Origin of the sequence: Paenibacillus sp. GCM10027629, from assembly GCF_042676425.1 — a bacterium.
Classification (GTDB): domain Bacteria; phylum Bacillota; class Bacilli; order Paenibacillales; family Paenibacillaceae; genus Paenibacillus_K; species Paenibacillus_K terrigena.
The window spans coordinates 242,406-259,356 of record NZ_JBHTGZ010000017.1; the positions used below are offsets into that span (position 1 = coordinate 242,406).

General features: G+C 48.3%; 15 protein-coding genes. 9 read left to right on the plus strand and 6 right to left on the minus strand.

Translation table 11 applies throughout. From position 1 onward, the window contains the following. Window positions 1-7: 7 nt before the first annotated feature. Both ACFQZR_RS26675 and ACFQZR_RS26680 read left to right on the plus strand, forming a co-directional pair. The gene (locus tag ACFQZR_RS26675) at window positions 8-1,066 is read left to right on the plus strand and encodes a stalk domain-containing protein (RefSeq protein ID WP_379351383.1); all 1,059 of its coding nucleotides are present in this window, start codon (window positions 8-10) and stop codon (window positions 1,064-1,066) included. 157 nt (window positions 1,067-1,223) lie between these two features. Beyond that, complete coding sequence (locus ACFQZR_RS26680; RefSeq protein WP_379351384.1) at window positions 1,224-3,095, plus strand: ABC transporter ATP-binding protein; 1,872 nt, start codon at window positions 1,224-1,226, stop codon at window positions 3,093-3,095. A gap of 14 nt (window positions 3,096-3,109) precedes the next feature. On the opposite strand, the gene ACFQZR_RS26685 is transcribed toward ACFQZR_RS26680, so the two are convergent. From ACFQZR_RS26685 to ACFQZR_RS26695, 3 genes are all read right to left on the minus strand, one after another. Continuing rightward, complete coding sequence (locus tag ACFQZR_RS26685) at window positions 3,110-3,307, minus strand: DUF6199 family natural product biosynthesis protein (protein ID WP_379351385.1); 198 nt, start codon at window positions 3,305-3,307, stop codon at window positions 3,110-3,112. Between the two features lie 536 nt (window positions 3,308-3,843). Next, complete coding sequence (locus ACFQZR_RS26690; RefSeq protein WP_379351386.1) at window positions 3,844-4,497, minus strand: transcriptional regulator; 654 nt, start codon at window positions 4,495-4,497, stop codon at window positions 3,844-3,846. A 262-nt stretch (window positions 4,498-4,759) separates the two neighbouring features. Further along, window positions 4,760-5,896, minus strand: coding sequence for a conserved virulence factor C family protein (locus ACFQZR_RS26695; RefSeq protein ID WP_379351387.1), 1,137 nt, complete (start codon window positions 5,894-5,896; stop codon window positions 4,760-4,762). 238 nt (window positions 5,897-6,134) lie between these two features. Between ACFQZR_RS26695 and ACFQZR_RS26700 the strand changes: the two genes are divergently transcribed. After that, complete coding sequence (locus ACFQZR_RS26700; protein ID WP_018757543.1) at window positions 6,135-7,088, plus strand: MBL fold metallo-hydrolase; 954 nt, start codon at window positions 6,135-6,137, stop codon at window positions 7,086-7,088. 52 nt (window positions 7,089-7,140) lie between these two features. Then, window positions 7,141-8,757, plus strand: a complete 1,617-nt coding sequence (locus tag ACFQZR_RS26705; protein ID WP_379351388.1) for an ABC-F family ATP-binding cassette domain-containing protein — start codon at window positions 7,141-7,143, stop codon at window positions 8,755-8,757. 131 nt (window positions 8,758-8,888) lie between these two features. On the opposite strand, the gene ACFQZR_RS26710 is transcribed toward ACFQZR_RS26705, so the two are convergent. After that, complete coding sequence (locus ACFQZR_RS26710) at window positions 8,889-9,011, minus strand: hypothetical protein (RefSeq protein ID WP_379351389.1); 123 nt, start codon at window positions 9,009-9,011, stop codon at window positions 8,889-8,891. 77 nt (window positions 9,012-9,088) lie between these two features. On the opposite strand from ACFQZR_RS26710, the gene ACFQZR_RS26715 reads away from it, so the two are divergent. After that, a complete protein-coding gene (locus ACFQZR_RS26715) occupies window positions 9,089-9,322 on the plus strand; it encodes a hypothetical protein (protein ID WP_379351390.1) in 234 nt (77 codons plus the stop codon). A 209-nt stretch (window positions 9,323-9,531) separates the two neighbouring features. Further along, the gene (locus ACFQZR_RS26720; protein ID WP_379351391.1) at window positions 9,532-10,518 is read left to right on the plus strand and encodes an S-layer homology domain-containing protein; all 987 of its coding nucleotides are present in this window, start codon (window positions 9,532-9,534) and stop codon (window positions 10,516-10,518) included. Between the two features lie 913 nt (window positions 10,519-11,431). Here the strand turns inward: ACFQZR_RS26720 and ACFQZR_RS26725 are convergent. Next, window positions 11,432-11,617 (minus strand): hypothetical protein, encoded by a 186-nt coding sequence (locus ACFQZR_RS26725; protein WP_018757550.1) that lies wholly within the window; start codon window positions 11,615-11,617, stop codon window positions 11,432-11,434. A gap of 188 nt (window positions 11,618-11,805) precedes the next feature. Here ACFQZR_RS26725 and ACFQZR_RS26730 point away from each other — a divergent pair, with 188 nt between their 5' ends. Beyond that, window positions 11,806-12,669, plus strand: coding sequence for a cation diffusion facilitator family transporter (locus tag ACFQZR_RS26730; protein ID WP_379351392.1), 864 nt, complete (start codon window positions 11,806-11,808; stop codon window positions 12,667-12,669). Window positions 12,670-12,831: 162 nt separating this feature from the next. Here the strand turns inward: ACFQZR_RS26730 and ACFQZR_RS26735 are convergent, their stop codons facing one another. Then, a complete protein-coding gene (locus ACFQZR_RS26735; RefSeq protein ID WP_379351393.1) occupies window positions 12,832-13,953 on the minus strand; it encodes an MGDG synthase family glycosyltransferase in 1,122 nt (373 codons plus the stop codon). A 247-nt stretch (window positions 13,954-14,200) separates the two neighbouring features. Here ACFQZR_RS26735 and ACFQZR_RS26740 point away from each other — a divergent pair, with 247 nt between their 5' ends. Together ACFQZR_RS26740 and ACFQZR_RS26745 are read left to right on the plus strand one after the other, a co-directional pair. After that, window positions 14,201-14,779 (plus strand): TetR/AcrR family transcriptional regulator, encoded by a 579-nt coding sequence (locus ACFQZR_RS26740; protein ID WP_379351394.1) that lies wholly within the window; start codon window positions 14,201-14,203, stop codon window positions 14,777-14,779. A 115-nt stretch (window positions 14,780-14,894) separates the two neighbouring features. Continuing rightward, complete coding sequence (locus ACFQZR_RS26745) at window positions 14,895-16,892, plus strand: YhgE/Pip family protein (protein WP_379351395.1); 1,998 nt, start codon at window positions 14,895-14,897, stop codon at window positions 16,890-16,892. Window positions 16,893-16,951 lie beyond the last annotated feature (59 nt).

The following is a 16,951-nucleotide window of genomic DNA, read 5'->3' on the forward strand; positions in this document are numbered from 1 at the left end:
ATCAACCATGAACAAGATTAGTAAAATGCTTCTCACGACTGCGTTATTCGCAGCCATGCTCGGAACGGTGCCTGTTGCAGCGCAGGCGCCAGTGTCGCCAGCCAGTGTGTCCGCGACATTCAACGGCAAGGCGATTACCTTCAGTGAGCAGCCGTTGCTCAGTCATGGGAGACTGCTCGTTCCCTATAGACCAATAGCAGAAGCCATCGGTGCTGTCGTTGGTTATGAAGCCGCGACCAAAACGGTTAAGGTCACCAAAGGAACTAACACCTACTTGCTTCCACTAGAATCGAAGACGGCAACCTTGAATGGTGTTCCTGTAGCCCTAGATGAACCGGCAAGGGTCGTAAAAGGCGTTACGATGGTTCCGATCCGATTCGTATCGGAGAATTTAGGGGTGGATGTGAAGTACGATGCCGCCAAGCAAACGGTTTCTTTACAATCAACGAATAAGCCTTCATTAAGAATTCTGGGCCCTACGAAAGATGCAATTTTGTATACGGATAAGGTAAAAGTCGGAGTTGCTGTGTTTAACCATGCGCTCACAGATTTCCGCACGCATATGGAGCCACATGAAGGCCAGGGGCATGTCCATATTTGGCTGGATACCGACGCAAGCGATCCCAAAGTGGCCTATAAAATGATTAACGGTGAACCCGCCGTCTTCGAGCATGTTAAACCGGGCAAGCACACCTTGACGGTCCAGCTGGTAGGGAATAATCACCAACCAATTAAGCCGGAAGTGAAGCAAGTGATCACTTTTACGACAAAGGCAGCGTCTGATCAGCCGAAAGGAGCGGATAAGGCGGAATCTGCCAAGAAATATACGGTCAGTATTTCTGAATTCGCCTTTAAACCCGATAAGTTGACAATAGAGGCCGGCTCCACGGTTACGTTCACCAATCTGGATGATGTGGATCATACAGTATCATCAAAGGACGGTTCCTTTAACAGTGAATCCCTTGGGAAGAATGATACATTTACAATGACCTTCACTGAAGCCGGGGAGTATGAGTTTTACTGTAAACCACATAATTTTATGACAGGGAAGATCATCGTAAAATAGGTTTATAACTTTTAAGTGTTCTAAATCCTCCTTCAAGTGAACGGTGCTGGTACAGCGCATGACGTTTACTTGACAGGGGGATTTTTTTTGAAATTCAGGATGAAATGTCCCTCATGATCAGCCTATAATGTACGAAGAGAATTGAGGTGTTATAGGGATGAGACATGCATGGCGTGGTGTAGAGGGATCGGAAAGGGCGATTCCGAAGAAAACATTAAAAGATAGTGTGCAAGAAGTATCGCTTCGGCGGGTGTGGAAGTTGTTCCGGGAATATCGTGCGCTGCTCGGCTTTATTATTCTACTTGCCCTGGCGGGTGCCGTGATTGGACTCGGCCCCCCTCTTGTCATGAAAGTGATTATTGACGATGCGATTCCAGCTGGGGATCGTAAACAATTGATCGTGATGGCTGCGCTGTTGATCGGCTTGCCAGTCTTTAGCGGCGTCATTGGGGTGTGGCAGAATTATATGAATTTTAAAGTCGCGCAGGGGATTATGCGGGATCTGAGACAAGGGTTGTTCAGCAATTTACAGCGGCAGTCGATCGGATTTTTCACGAATTCGCGATCTGGGGAAGTTATTCAGCGGGTGACCGAAGATGTGCAGGCGGTACAAGGCGTGGTAACAAATCTGGTCGTCAATACGATAACGCAGAGTGTGGTTGTCGTGACAACAACGGTTATCCTGTTCGTGCTGGATTGGCGCTTGGCGCTGTTGTCGATGATTATCCTGCCGATTTCGATGATTCCAGTGCGCAAGGTATCTCGCCTTCGTAAAAAAATGCGGCAGGAAACGCAGAAGGTGCGTGCACAGATGGCCTCCCAGCTGGGCGAGGTGTTCGGGATTTCGGGCGCGTTGTTGACCCGGATTTACGGGCGTGAACAAAGTCAGGCCGCACAGTTCCAAGCGACGAATAAGCAAGTGATGGACATGGAGCTGAAGGTGAATCTGATGGGACGCTGGTTCATGATGTTCGTCGGCGTGTTGGGGCCGATCGGCACCGCCATTATTTATTTGTATGGCGGATTTGCGGTGATTCAAGGAACGATGACGGTAGGGGCGATTGTCGCTTTTGCCGCCTATTTGGGACGGTTATATCAGCCGTTCGGAACTTTGCTAAATTTGCATGTAGAAGTTGTGACGGCGCTGGGCGTGTTCGGTCGAATCTTCGAATACATGGATATGTTGCCGGAGATGGAAGATGGACCGCATGCGAAGGCTTTGGACGCGCCGGCAGGTCGGGTCACATTCCAGAATGTGAAGTTCGGTTATGCTGGCGGGAAGCAGGGACGCGATGGCGACCATGGAGATGATCGGCTCGAAGCGGGCTCTAAGGTGCAGGAGGATGAACTCGTGCTGAAGGGTATCACGTTCGAGGCGAAACCAAATGAGGTGGTCGCGATCGTTGGTCCGAGCGGTGCTGGGAAATCGACGTTAATTAGTCTCATCGCACGGCTCTACGATCCAACCGAGGGCTGCATCGAGGTGGATGATATGGACCTGCGGGACGTGAAGCTCGCAGAATTGCGCCGCCATATTGGCTATGTAACGCAGGAATCGTTCTTGTTCCATGCGACATTACGGGAGAACCTGAGGTTCGCACGCGAAGATGCGACGCAGGAGGAGATTGAAGAGGCTTGCCGCAAAGCCTATATTCATGAATTCATTCAATCGCTGCCGGATGGGTATGACACGATGGTCGGAGAACGCGGACATCGCTTGTCAGGGGGCGAAAGGCAACGGATATCGATCGCGCGTGCGATTCTGAAAAATCCGACAATCCTGCTGCTCGACGAAGCGACCTCGCATCTGGATTCGGAGTCCGAACGGTATGTGCAGGAAGCGCTGCAGGAGCTGATGAAGGGCCGTACGACACTTGTTATCGCGCATCGCCTATCGACGATTCTGGCTGCTGATCAGATACTAGTCGTGCAGGACGGCCGCGTAGTGGAGCGTGGGCGGCATCAGGACTTGCTTACGCAGCATGGTGTGTATGCGATGTTGTATGAGACGCAGTTTGCGAAGGTGTAGCGGGTATACAAAAATTAGGACCCCACGAACATGATGATACAACCTATGACGATAGCGAAAATGCCGCTGAATCGGGTTAAGGCGAGGTAAGAATCACTGGGTTCAGAATCGCCGTTGACCTTCCAGCCTTCTTTGATATACCACGCAAAGGATGGTTTGATTATATTCAGCAGACCGATGGCAATGATGATTAAACCGAAGAAAAAGAACATGAGATCATCTCCTTTGTATATTGTACGTCAGTTGGAGGTAAGCGGTTTCGGTTGAGGGGGTTAATGTGGGATTTGGGTATCTGAATGCCAGTCTAGTCCGCGGCTAACGAATCGTAAAGTGCTTATTCGTGAGAAAATGGGCTTTTTTTCGATCTAACGAACTCCAGAAGCGTTGTTGTGCCTATTTTGGTTGTTTTGAAGCACTTTTACGAGGAATAGCGCCGCTGGAGTTCGTTAGAATTCGAAAATGCGGAATTTTGAGCAAATAAGAGTTACTGGGTTCGTAAGCGGAAAGTGAGATCGCGTTGATGTGGCTTATCACACTCAATTACCATTGTGGGACGTCACATGAGTGAAGTCACTCGCGTTAACGAATCGTATAATGCTTATTCGTGAGAAAACGGGCCTTTTTTCGAGCTAACGAACTCCAGAAGCGTTATTGTGCCTATTTGGGTTGTTTTGAAGCACTTTTACGAGGAATAGCGCCGTTGGAGTTCGTTAGAATTCTAAAATGCAGTTTTTTGAGCAAATAAGAGTTATTGGGTTCGTAAACCGTATGTACGATAACGTCGATTGCCGCTGACCACGAACAAAAGTTGGAGCTCGACTAGCTTATGAAGGATTCGTCTCGCATGTGGGTCTGTCACGCGCAGATGGATTGCCAGTTCTGAAGGTGTAAATGGACGAATAAGTCGTCTCGCATAGCGTAGGGTCTCGGCTTCGAGCCAGGACAAATGTGCAGGTACATCCGTTGAAATGAACTTACCGATAAAAGAAAGGACGAGCTGCTGACAACGCTTAGGTTCGTCAGTTATCGATAGATAGGCAATGGGCAGGAATAGCCAGTCGTCCAGTGCTAACAGACAATGGCGCCAGCACAAGTCCTTAAACCGTCGTACATCGAGATCCCTTGCGTGAGGACCATAGCCTTGAATCTCGATCCCACCTTTGACATCGCCGCCAGGCATATAGGCAAGATCCAGATACCTATAGCCGTTATGAAAATCGCGGACTTCCCATTCCGGTTGCAGATGATCGAAGTTTTTCACGGCAGGGAACCAGACGCTTCGCAAAAATTCAATGGTACCGTGACCAAGTCCTTTCTCGAGTATTTCACGTCTTCTTTGATTTTGCTCTTGCGTGATGCTAGTATGCATCCACTCTTCGAATGCTTGGTCAAATCTTGACATGACTCAACACATCCTTTCGTGTTTATGGTCGCAGGACAGGACGCAAAAAAGCCGCTCTGACACATACTCACCCACTAAGGTGAAGTAAGGTACAAAGCGGCGTGTGCTTCACGACCTGCAATATACGGATAGTATAACTTGAAAATATCAAAAGGAAAAGGGAGTTCCCAGGAAAAGGGGGATTCCCTTTTTTGAATAAGGCAGGCAGGTTGATTGAGCGAAATGTGTGCGAATGGGGGTCTTAGTTGGCGTACTAGGCGATTTACGCTTCGTCGCCGCGACGCGCCATCTGCTGCCAGACTGTGCCTGCTGCGGCCTCGCCGGATTCGATGCGTTCGACCGCCATTTTGGCCTGCAGGCTGACCTCGAACTCGGGGTCAGCCGTCGCGATTCTAAGCGCGTCGAGCGCGGATTCGTCGCCGGCTTCATATAAGAAGCGGGCGGCGCGCCAGCGAACGAGCTTGTTCGAGTCGCTCAGCGCTTCAAGCATCGGTCCGATTGCGGCGGGATCGCCTAGATCGGACAGGGTGTCGCCTGCCGTCCGCCGCACGGCTGCGGACGAATCACGCAATGCCGCGAAAAGGAGCGGCATCGCTTCAGGCGCACGCAGCTCGCCGAGGTATACCACGGCGAGGCGGCGGATCGAGCTTTGCGCATCGCGCAAAGCTTCCGCCAGCAGCGGCAGCCGCGCCAGGCTCGGCTGCATGCGGTCTAGCGCGGCGTACCGCACGCGCCAGTCCGCGTCGCGCAGGAGCGCCTCGAGCTCGCTGTCCGTCAGCTCGCCGCGCTCCTCAATCAAAGGCTCCTCGCTCGCACCGAGCGCGATCGCCTTCTCGACAAGGCCTTGCAACCGCTCAGGCGGATAAGCCGCCTCGAGCTCTTGCTCTACCTCACGTGCGATGTCGGCAAGCTCGCCATAGCGCACGCCAAATTCAACCAAGCGGCGCTCCTTAATCATCGTCGCGCTCGCCACCGCCGTGACCGCCTGCGTGAAGCGGTCACCTAGCCCGATCCGCTCCTCGCTGACGCCAGCTTTGACGCGGATCTGCATCGGAATGCTGCGGAAATATTGCACGAATACCTGTGCCTCACCGTAGCTTACCGCCGCATTTGGATCCCATGCGGCGAGCGGCGCGCTGTCAGCAGCGCCGAAAATATCGCGCACCTCGCCGAGAATAGCGGCCCAATCTCCGCGCGGGTGGCGGTCAAGCGCCACAAAGTCCGCAGTGTGGAACACACTTTTCACACCGTTAATGGCCAGCATGCGTTGAATAAAAGGTGGTGCAGAGCGTTCATTTTCATGCGTATACGTTTTACGAACGCCATGCGCAAGGCTCTCATCCAAATGAAGCTTCATGGAATTCGGACTTGGCGTGGGTTCAATTGATATTAATTTCATTGTTCTTCCTCCTATGGATTTACAACGTTCTTTGTTTATCGCACTAGAATTTATATATTTTCAGGCCCCCCGCAAAGTAACTGAATCAGCTTCGAAGCCAGGTCTGGACTTTGTGGGGTTATCTTATTATACCCCGCCCCGGTATCTTTACGTAAGTGAATTCTGAGGGAGAGCGGATTTTTTTGTTTTGCGTCCAAATTTTGCTATAGTAGAATTACGGGAAAGGAGCGCAGAAGGCATGGCAAAAGAACGATTCCACAATTTAGACTTCAAGAAGATGAACAATGACCTCAAGAGCTTAAGACAGTGGCAGAAAGAACGGCGCGCGAAGAAGAAAGATTATACCTTCGTCGTTCCGAATGTCGAACCGGACATTGAATATTTAAAGGGAAATCGCACCGAGCCAACGGTGACTTGGATCGGGCACTCCACTTTTTTCATACAATATGCTGGTTTAAATATCGTGACCGACCCTGTGTGGGCGAAGCGTATGGGTCTCCAACGCCGCCTCTCAGAACCGGGTGTGCCGCTTGCAGCGCTCCCGACAATGGACGTGATCTTAATATCGCATTCGCATTATGATCATCTGCATATCAGTTCCGTTCGGAAATTGTACAACGAGAAGACGATGCTCGTCGTGCCTGCCGGACTCAAGAGCAAAATGCTGCGCAAAGGCTTCCGCAACGTGACAGAGCTGCATTGGTGGGAAGCGTTGACCCTGGGCGAAGTGCAGATCACCTTCGTTCCGACGCAGCACTGGACAAGACGTACCTTAACCGATACGAACACGTCCCATTGGGGCGGATATATGATTGAACCGATTCCGTCTTCGACGGCGCCGTATCCAACGATTCATTTTGTGGGGGACACGGGGTATTTTCGCGGATTCAAAGAAATTGGCGAGCGGTTCAACATTGATGTCTCACTCATGCCGATTGGCGCGTATGAGCCTGAATGGTTCATGCAAACGCAGCATGTTACGCCGGAAGAAGCGCTGCGAGGGTTCGTCGAATCGCGTGCAAAAGTGTTGATTCCGATGCATTATGGAGCATTCCGATTAGCAGATGATACGCCTAAGGAAGCACTCGATCGGCTGGAAACGGAACGCAGACGCAAAAATATTGCGAAAGAGCGAATTATTGTGCCCGCACACGGCGAAACAGTACGTTTATCGGACCATTTTGTGCTATAATAGGGATTTGGTAAGGATTTTGGGTTTATTTTAAGGGAGGACGGATTAATTCATGATTACAGTAACAGGCGTTAGTTTGCGTTACGGCAAGCGCCCGCTATTTGAAGATGTCAATATAAAGTTCACACCGGGCAACTGCTACGGACTAATTGGAGCGAATGGAGCGGGCAAATCGACGTTCCTTAAGATTCTATCGGGCGAAATTGAAGCGAACACTGGTGACGTTAGCATGACGCCAGGCGAGCGTATGGCCGTATTGAAGCAGAACCATTTTGAATACGATGAATACGCGGTACTCGAGACCGTTATTATGGGTCATCAAAAGCTATATAGCATTATGAAGGAAAAAGATGCGCTGTACGCCAAAGCCGACTTTACAGAAGAAGACGGTCTGCGTGCGGGTGAGCTTGAGGGCGACTTCGCTGAGATGAACGGCTGGGAGGCCGAGTCAGATGCTTCGGCGCTCTTAATCGGTCTTGGTATTTCTCGTGATTTGCATGACAAGAAGATGGCGGAACTCTCCGGTAACGAGAAAGTCCGCGTTCTCTTAGCACAAGCTTTGTTCGGCCAACCGAACAACCTACTGCTCGATGAGCCTACCAACCATTTGGACATCGAATCGATCAGCTGGTTAGAGAACTTCTTGATGGATTATGAAGGTACTGTTATCGTAGTATCCCATGACCGTCACTTCTTGAATAAAGTATGTACACATATTGCGGATATTGACTTCGGTAAAATCCAAATGTATGTCGGTAACTATGACTTCTGGTATGAGTCTAGCCAATTGGCTCTGACACTTGTACGCGATGCGAACAAGAAGAAGGAAGAGAAAATTAAAGAGCTTCAAGCGTTTATTCAACGCTTTAGCGCGAATGCTTCCAAATCGAAGCAAGCGACTTCCCGTAAGAAGCAGCTCGATAAAATTACGCTTGATGACATTCGTCCATCGAACCGTAAATATCCGTTCATTAACTTCAAAGCAGATCGTGAAGGCGGCAAACAAATCCTTACGATTGAAGGCTTGACGAAGAGCGTGGATGGCGAGAAGTTGTTCGAGAACTTGAACCTGATCGTGAACAAAGGCGATAAAATCGCGCTTGTGGGACCAAATGGACTTGCGAAATCGACGTTGTTCCAAATCCTGATGGGTGAGAAGACAGCAGATAGCGGTGAATTCTCATGGGGGATTACGACGTCCCAGGCTTACTTCCCGAAAGATAACGCAGAATACTTCGACGGCGTTGACATCAACTTGGTTGACTGGCTTCGTCAATATTCTAAAGATCCAGACGAGACGTTCTTGCGCGGATTCTTGGGACGTATGCTATTCTCTGGTGAGGAAGCATTGAAGAAAGCTTCCGTATTGTCCGGGGGCGAGAAAGTACGCTGTATGTTATCCAAAATGATGCTTCATGGCGCGAACGTGCTGCTCTTAGATGAACCGACGAACCATTTGGATCTCGAATCCATCACAGCACTGAACAATGGTATGATCGACTACAAAGAGACCATGATCTTCGTATCCCATGACCATCAGTTCATTCAGACGGTTGCGAACCGCATTATTGAGATTGGGCCGAACGGTATCATCGATCGTCAAATGTCGTATGATGAATACCTGGAGAGCGACGAAATCAAACAATTGCGTGAGAAGATATATAACTAAGCTTATTGAAAAAGAGTGCAGGGCCAGCAATGGCTTGCGCTCTTTTTTTGTTTTGCCGCCTTCTACTCTTCCAGGATCGCCTGGGGCTATCGGTTGCTTCAACGGCCAAAATGCTCGCGCTGGCATTGACCTTAACCGGCGTTGCGATGCTGATAACGCAGCTCATTTTGATGATAGCGGATATTTACCCCTTTGCAGATGATCTGGATCGGGACTTTGATGACCGTGATTGGTTTCGTTATTTTGCTCGTCACGGAATCGCATTGGACCTATTGTGTAGCGTTCTTCATCCTCGGTATCGGCAGTGGACTGCAATTGCTAGGGTATATATATGACGGGGGCGTCGCTAGCCGTCTCACAAGAGCAGCAAGGGGCTGTGGCAGGACTGACGCAATCCGTTAATGGTGTCTCGGCGATCATCACTCCTCTCGCGAGCACACTTTTGTATCAGGTGAATCATCTGCTTCGATTTGCACTCTGTATCATCTTGTTATGCGGTTCGATTTGGATCGCATTGACGCCGGACTCGGTTCACAAATCAGAAACCGTCAGTCCTAGTGCTTAAGTCTCCTATTGATTCGACAGGATTAGTCTGATTCACCTAACTTTCGACTTTTGTGGCTATTATGCTTGACCGTCTGATTTTGAGGCAGGTAGAATGTGTTCGGTAGGCCTACTCCCATGCGGGATAAGGTGGAAGAACATGACAATGGAGGTCAAGGTATGAAAACGCTTTACAAAGTTTTTTCGGCTATCGTTTTAGGAGGATTGCTCTTGGCAGGTAATGCATCTGCGGCGAGTAGTGTTTCTTTTAACGACATACAGAATCACTGGGCGAAGACGACGATTGAATGGGGCGTTGAGAAAGGAATCGTGAAGGGCTACGCGAATGGGATGTTCATGCCGAATCAGAACGTGACGGAGGCGGAATTCATTCGGATGCTCGTTGTGGGGATTACGGGCAAGGACTTGGAAGATAATTTCATTACTGACAACTGGTCAGACAAATATTATGATTTTCTTCATTTTAAGAACTATCCGGTGGATGGATATGATAATCCGAAAAACCGGAATAGCTACGTCAATCGAGCGCATGTGGCAGAGCTCGTCTCGAGCAGCGATGGCGTGAATTTCTCAGGTGATCAAGCCATTCAATATGTACTGGGTAAAAAATATGCGAACGGCCGCATCAAAGGCGAGAATACCATCCAGGGCTTCATGGGTGGAGCGACGATTACACGCGCCGAAGTGCTGCAATTGATTCGCAATCTGGTGGATCACGGCATGCAGGAGATGTATGATCGACCGCTCGAAGTGACGTCAGAGGCTCGATTACCGAAGCTGCCGACGGCATGGGATACGTACCGAGATGAGATGTATCTAGCGATTCGGAAAAAAGTATTCCCGAATTACACCGGATACCGGATGTACGATGACGGTGTGAACAAGATCATTCTGACGAAAACATTGCAGCAGAACCAGACGGATACGTCGGTTGCCGTTCAATTCGAACAGCAGTTGAAGGGCTTCAGCGGGGTATCTTTATCCAACTGCACAGATATCGTGCAGCGCAACATGATGCTCGATATTCTGAATTTGTACGGCTTCAAGGTTGATAACACTTTCTTCAAGAAGATCGAAGAGGCCGAGAAGAACAAGAAAGAGGTCACCGTCACTGTTGGTGGTAAGACGCTCGTGATCGATCCACAGATTACAAGCCCAACCTCTTACGCGACGGTATATTATAAGTGGTGGAACTAATCAAAGGCTTACCCAGATTCGGATACGAATAAGGGTGAGCCTTTTTTTTGCGTGATGAAGCTTCTGTAGCGCGTGGCATGGAGGTTTTGCCGTGCCGCGTTGATTCGGTGCTCTTAACGCATCGCATTGAGTGATCAACGCACCTTCATCGCATTTAAGATGCCTTCTGCGCGTCTATATTGGATTCCATCCAACATAGCGATGTAAAAAGGGCAGTGCGCCTCATCTATACTGGATTCCTGCAGGATAGCATGCCCAATATCACCTTTACATTGCCCAAATCGACCGTAGTTAGTGCAAAAATCCACTGTAGCAGCTCAATCGCCGCATTTCGAGCCGAAGTTACTGCAAATATCCAACATAGCCGCGCGGTGAAGTAGTCGAGAGGCATTGCCAACCATATCACATGGATGATGAGAGATAGAAGGTTGGTGAAAGATGGAGCAGGTGAAAGGTACGAACTCCGGTCATCTTGTAAGCAATGTAACCCGAAGGTGACGTGAACGGAGCATCTGCGCCAATCTCGCCCGATTGATGACCTTACAAGCCGCCACCCCGTGCGCAGTCGAGTATTCTCCCAACTAAGCCGCCTCACCGAGCGCAGCCGTGTACGAAACCAACAATATCGCCACCCCGTCGCGCAGCCGGGAGTGAACCCTGCTTTGCCCTCCCCCGACCGTGAAACGGTCGGCAAGCTGAATGAATTTGGCAGGCCAAAAGGGGAGCAGGGTATGTCCGATAGAGAGCGACAGCGTTCGCCTTTGAAAACGGGAAGTTACCTACACAAAATCCAATCATACCTTCCCGTTTTCAACAGCGACGATAGCGGACATACCCAGCCCCCTCCCCAGCCTGCTAAATTCATCACGCCTCCCGCACAAAAAGAAAAAAGACCGTTTCCCGGTCTTTCCTCCTACGATCCGCCTGTACGACGTCTCTGATTATTTGGCTTTTTATTATTTTGCGATACGAGCTTTTTCCCGCCGCCAGCACCATTAAATTGATTCTTCTGCTGGGATTGCTGTTCCTTTTTTTGGGCAAGCTTTTGTTTGATGGCATCAGCCAAGTTTATTTTTTTCGGTTCATTGGTTTCGGACATTCCGTTCCACCTGCCTTCAATATATCGAAGCGTGTGCTTCGGTACGATAGGGTTTTGTTACCTTTTCATTGTATACGTTTTTGAGGTCCGCTTCAAGGAGACAATGATAAAGAATGTATTCAAATTGGAATATTGATGAATAGATTAGAAAGGTGATTGGAGGTGTTGTTCTGGACGCATACTCAGATATGAAAAAAGGCGAGCGTGGCGCATGGATTAGCATCATCTCATATTTGATCTTATCCACATTCAAGTTGATCAGCGGGGTGATCTTTGGTTCGAGCGCGCTGACAGCAGACGGTTTAAATAACTTAACGGATATCATTGCGTCGGTGGCGGTACTCGTTGGACTTCGAATTTCGCAGAAGCCGCCGGATCTAGACCATCCCTATGGGCATCTTAGGGCAGAGACCGTTGCAGCGCTGCTCGCTTCGTTCATTATGGCGACTGTCGGCATTCAGCTCTTTATCGAGACAATACGTAATTGGGTAGCAGGCGGAGGCTCGCAGGTGCCGAATATGAGTTCGGCGTGGATAGCGCTGATCTCTGCGGTGTTCATGTATTTTGTCTATCGGTATAATCGCAAGCTCGCCATTCAGATTAATAACCAAGCGTTAATGGCTGCGGCCAAAGACACCCGTTCCGATGTCTTCGTCAGTATTGGCGCGGCGATCGGAATTATAGGGGCACAGTTCGGGCTTCCATGGCTCGATCGGGTTGCTGCGCTGTTCGTGGCTGTATTGATCTGTAAAACCGCTTGGGATATTTTCACGGATGCTACATTGGTGTTGACGGATGGATTCGATGAGAAGCAGCTGTTAAATTTTCGTACGAGTGTTGCCCGAATTCCAGGTGTCGAGACGATCAAAGATATGAAAGCGCGGGTACATGGGAATAAAGTGCTCGTCGATGTTGTGGTTCAAGTGAATCCGGGATTGAATATAGCGGAAGGGCATCGAATTAGTGATGAAATCGAACGACGGATGATGAAGAAACACAATATTATGAATGTCCATGTTCATATGGAGCCTTACGAACACCACGGGGAGTAACGACGAGAAACCTTAATTCTTTTCAGATAAGCTGAAAAAGGTTAAGGTTTTGTTGTTTATGGGTATCTAACCAAATCGATAGAATCGGAAATGGGCCCTGAAGGGCAATGAAAAAAGGCCGTCCTGCAAGGTTTGTAAGACCTTGTTCGGATAGCCTTTTATTTATAAAAGATCAAGTACCGCTTGCGAGCAGTGAGAAGGATGGTCGAATGAGGATGCGGTCAACTGCTGTGTCAACTGAATACGGCGGCTTATGACGGCCTCGTAATCATTTACAAGGAGCGAGAACCACCTATCCAGTGTATCGGTCGATGTAAGTATTTCTGCATGTCCATTTTGGACGAAATATTCGCAGTTCTCTTCTTCCTGCCCAGGAATGGGATCATAGAAGAGCATAGGGATTCGTTTGACAAGTCCTTCCGTACACGTCATTCCACCGGGCTTCGAGATCAGCAGATCAGAGACATCCATAATTTTGTGCACCTCGTGCGTATAACCGAGAATGTGGATGTTCGGATGTTGATAATTCGGATCGGCTTGCATCTTCTGAATCATTTTCTGGTTGCTGCCCATACAGAAGATGAACTGGATCTTATCTTTCCACTGGGCCATATAGGTAAGCAGCCCTTCGTCAAATACGAGCCCCCATCCGCCGCCCATGACCATTACGGTTGGTACGGCTTGGAATCCGAACTCAGCACGAATTTCATCGCGATTATGCGGCTTCCAGAAGTTCGGATGTACCGGAATGCCGGTTACTTCGATCCGGCTCTGGTGAATGCCTCGTGCGAGCAGCAGCTCTCTAACTCTCGGTGTTGAGACGAGGAATTTATTCACTTCCGGATTGATCCATGTACCGTGGGCATCATAATCCGTAATGAGCGTAAATAATGGAATATCCAGCCCGAGGCGTTTGAGCCTTGAAATCACAATGTTCGGGAACGGATGTGTGCATACAATCATATCCGGCTTCAAATGACGAACCACACTCGCGGCTTGCGCGTAGAAAATTCGGTGCAGCGCGAGCTGGGTAATGCGGTTTAATGGTTTTTTATATTTATTACGGTATAGTTTACCGACTAATTCAGGCCTCGTACTCACAGTCTTCCTGTAGGCAGAGACGATTAAGGGACCTACCGTAGGATTTAGGAATTTACCGAGTTCTATAACCCGCGTATGCACTTGGGGGGACAGTTGCTTAAGGCCAACAGCTAAGGCATAAGCAGCTTGGGTATGACCCGTTCCGAATGCTTCGGATAAGAGAAGGACCCGTTTCTTTCGCATGTTTTCACCTACTTCTTATACTCCATTGTAACGAAGGATTGCTGTATTGGATAGACCATTCAATGTAAAATATCCATAAATATATAAATATGTAAGAGAAAGAATGAATGAAAAAAGAATTTGTTTTGCTTGCAATTGGTAAAAAGGCATGGTAAAGTAATGAATGACCAAATGACCAATTCGGAATTCTGGTCAGTCCGTTTTCGGCTCCATTATATTATACACGAAAGAAAGGAGTGTTTGTACGTTGATCATTGATCGAAGGAAACAAGTAGTTCTAGCAGCATCCAAATCATTTGCGCTGTTCGGGTACAAAGCGACGACAATGGATCAGATTGCGAAAATTGCGAACGTTGGAAAAGGGACGATCTATACTTTTTTCGCAAATAAAGAAGAATTGTTTGATGAGATCTTGCAGCAGGTCATTCAAGAGATGAAACATATCGTTGAAGGTGAAATTCAGGAAGATAAGCCGTTCTTCGATAATCTGTATCGTGTTCTAGATCGATTGCTGGATTATCGCAGTCATCATGAGTTGATCATTCAGTTGTCTCATGAAGTACGGGATTTCGGGACCCAGAAGGCGAACGAAGGCTTAAGCAAGATTGAATCGATGATTCTTCATTATATAGAACAAGAGATTCGCCGTGGCATTGCTAAGAACGAATTGAGAGCATGCGATCCAGGGGTCACCTCATTTGTCATGTTGAAGCTGTATGTGGCTTTGACAGCCGATTGGAGAAAAACGCATGAACCGCTCGAAAAGGAATCCATTAAAGAGTATTTTCGGTTGTATTTTATAGAAGGATTGTCGCCTAAAGCGTAGGTTGTAAGAGCGTCATGAATCGATGACGTTTTTATTTTCACCGAGATTGACTAAATGACAATAATGGTCATTTAGTACAATCTTAATATATTAAAGATAGAGGAGAGAAAGAAATATGAAAGGTTTGTCGGTGTTGTCTAAAGAGATTTCCACGATTGTGCGAAGTCCAAAAGTATTAATTCCTGTTATTGCGATTTTGTTCATTCCATTACTGTATAGCGGGATCTTCCTCGGAACGTTCTGGGATCCTTACGCGAAGTTGAACGAGCTCCCTGTTGCAGTCGTTAATGCAGATAAGGGTGCGAATTATGAAGGGAAATCACTTGATGTCGGTGCGGATGTTGTGAAGAAATTGAAAGAAAATCCGTCCTTTGAGTGGCATTTCGTCGATGAAGCGGAAGCGGAAGATGGACTTCGGAATAACCGCTATTATCTAACGGTAAAGCTTCCTGAAGATTTCTCAAAGAAAGCAACAACGCTCATGGAAGATCAACCGCAGCAAGCAGAAATTATTGTCGAGTCCAATGAAGGACATAACTACTTAGCGGCGCAACTCGGTGGTTCGGGGATGAAGACCCTCAAGTCTGAAGTATCGGCAGAGGTGACGAAATCTTATACAGAGACCGTATTCGATCAGCTGACGGAAGTTTCAGAAGGATTTACGACAGCTGGCGACGGTGCAACGAAGTTAACGAACGGCGTCAATGATGCGGAATCTGGCGCGAATCTACTCAAGAAAAATTTAGGCTTGCTCGTCTCGGGTACAAGTCAATTGAAGACAGGTGTAGATAAGCTCCATAGTGGAGCTCAAGCTGTAGATCAAGGTGCAAAAGGACTTCAAAAGGGTGCGTCGCAGCTATCAGGCGGTCTTGCACAATTGAACGGAGCACAACAACAGCTGCTGCAAGGGGCGAATAAGGCCAATGCAGGGGCAGATCAATTGACACAAGGCTTGAACGCTTCGGTGGACGGCAGTGCAAAATTGTCGAGCGGCGCGGAGCAGCTCTCGAAAGGTCTTGAACAATACATTCAAGCGACGAAGAGTGAACAGAACCCTGCGTTACAGCAGCTATTAGCAGCGAGCCAAGCGCTTGCGAAAGGAACAGCGGATCTGCATGATGGCCAAGTTAAGCTAAGCCAAGGGGCTACACAGCTTGGTGCAGGGCAAGCACAACTGCAAGGCGGCATGACGCAATTTGGTACGAAGTTGTCTGAAGCGGCTGCTGGTGGTAAGGCACTCGCTGCAGGGACAGAGAAGCTCGCAGCAGGAACATCGCAGCTCCCTGGAGGAATTAAGCAAGTTGGCGATGCAGTTGTTAAATTATCCAGTGGTTCAACGCAATTGAATGACGGTGCTGGGAAATTAACAGAAGGACTTGTGAAGTTGAAAGACGGTTCTAGCGAACTGGCAACGAAGCTGAATGAAGCAGCAGACAAAACATCGGGCATTCAAGGTACGGACCAACGTGTAGATATGTTCGCGTCACCGGTAACGCTGGTAGAGAAGAGCATTAACAAAGTACCGAACTATGGTACTGGATTTGCGCCTTACTTCCTATCGCTCGGATTATTCGTCGGTGCCTTGATCTCTACGATTGTCATTCCACTGCGTGAAAGCCCAGTTGCGAATGCATCAGGCTGGAGTCGGTTCGTAAGTAAAACATTTATTTTGATTGGTATAGGTGTGCTTCAAGCGTTATTCGCAGATGCTATTCTTCTGTACGGATTAGGATTAGAAGTGGAAAGTGTGTCCTTATTCGTGGTATTCAGTATTATCACGAGCTTAACGTATATGTTCATTGTTCAAGGTCTTGTAACGGTGTTAGGTAACCCTGGACGATTCGCTGCGATTGTGATCTTGATTCTACAATTGACAACTTGCGGCGGTACGTTCCCTGTGGAATTGACACCGAAGTTCTATCAAGTGCTAGGCGCTTGGCTGCCAATGACGTACTCTGTAAATGGGTTTAAAGCGATTATTTCGATGGGCGATCATGCCATGATGTGGAATAATGCAGGGATCTTATCCATTTTCGCGATCATTTTCTTGATCTTGACATTCGTATTCTTCCAAGCTGTGTATGGTAATAAAAAGGAAAATGCGTTAGTATAATCGTATAGAATGTGAGAAATGCTCTAGAATGCACAGTTATGCGCTTCTGGAGCATTTTT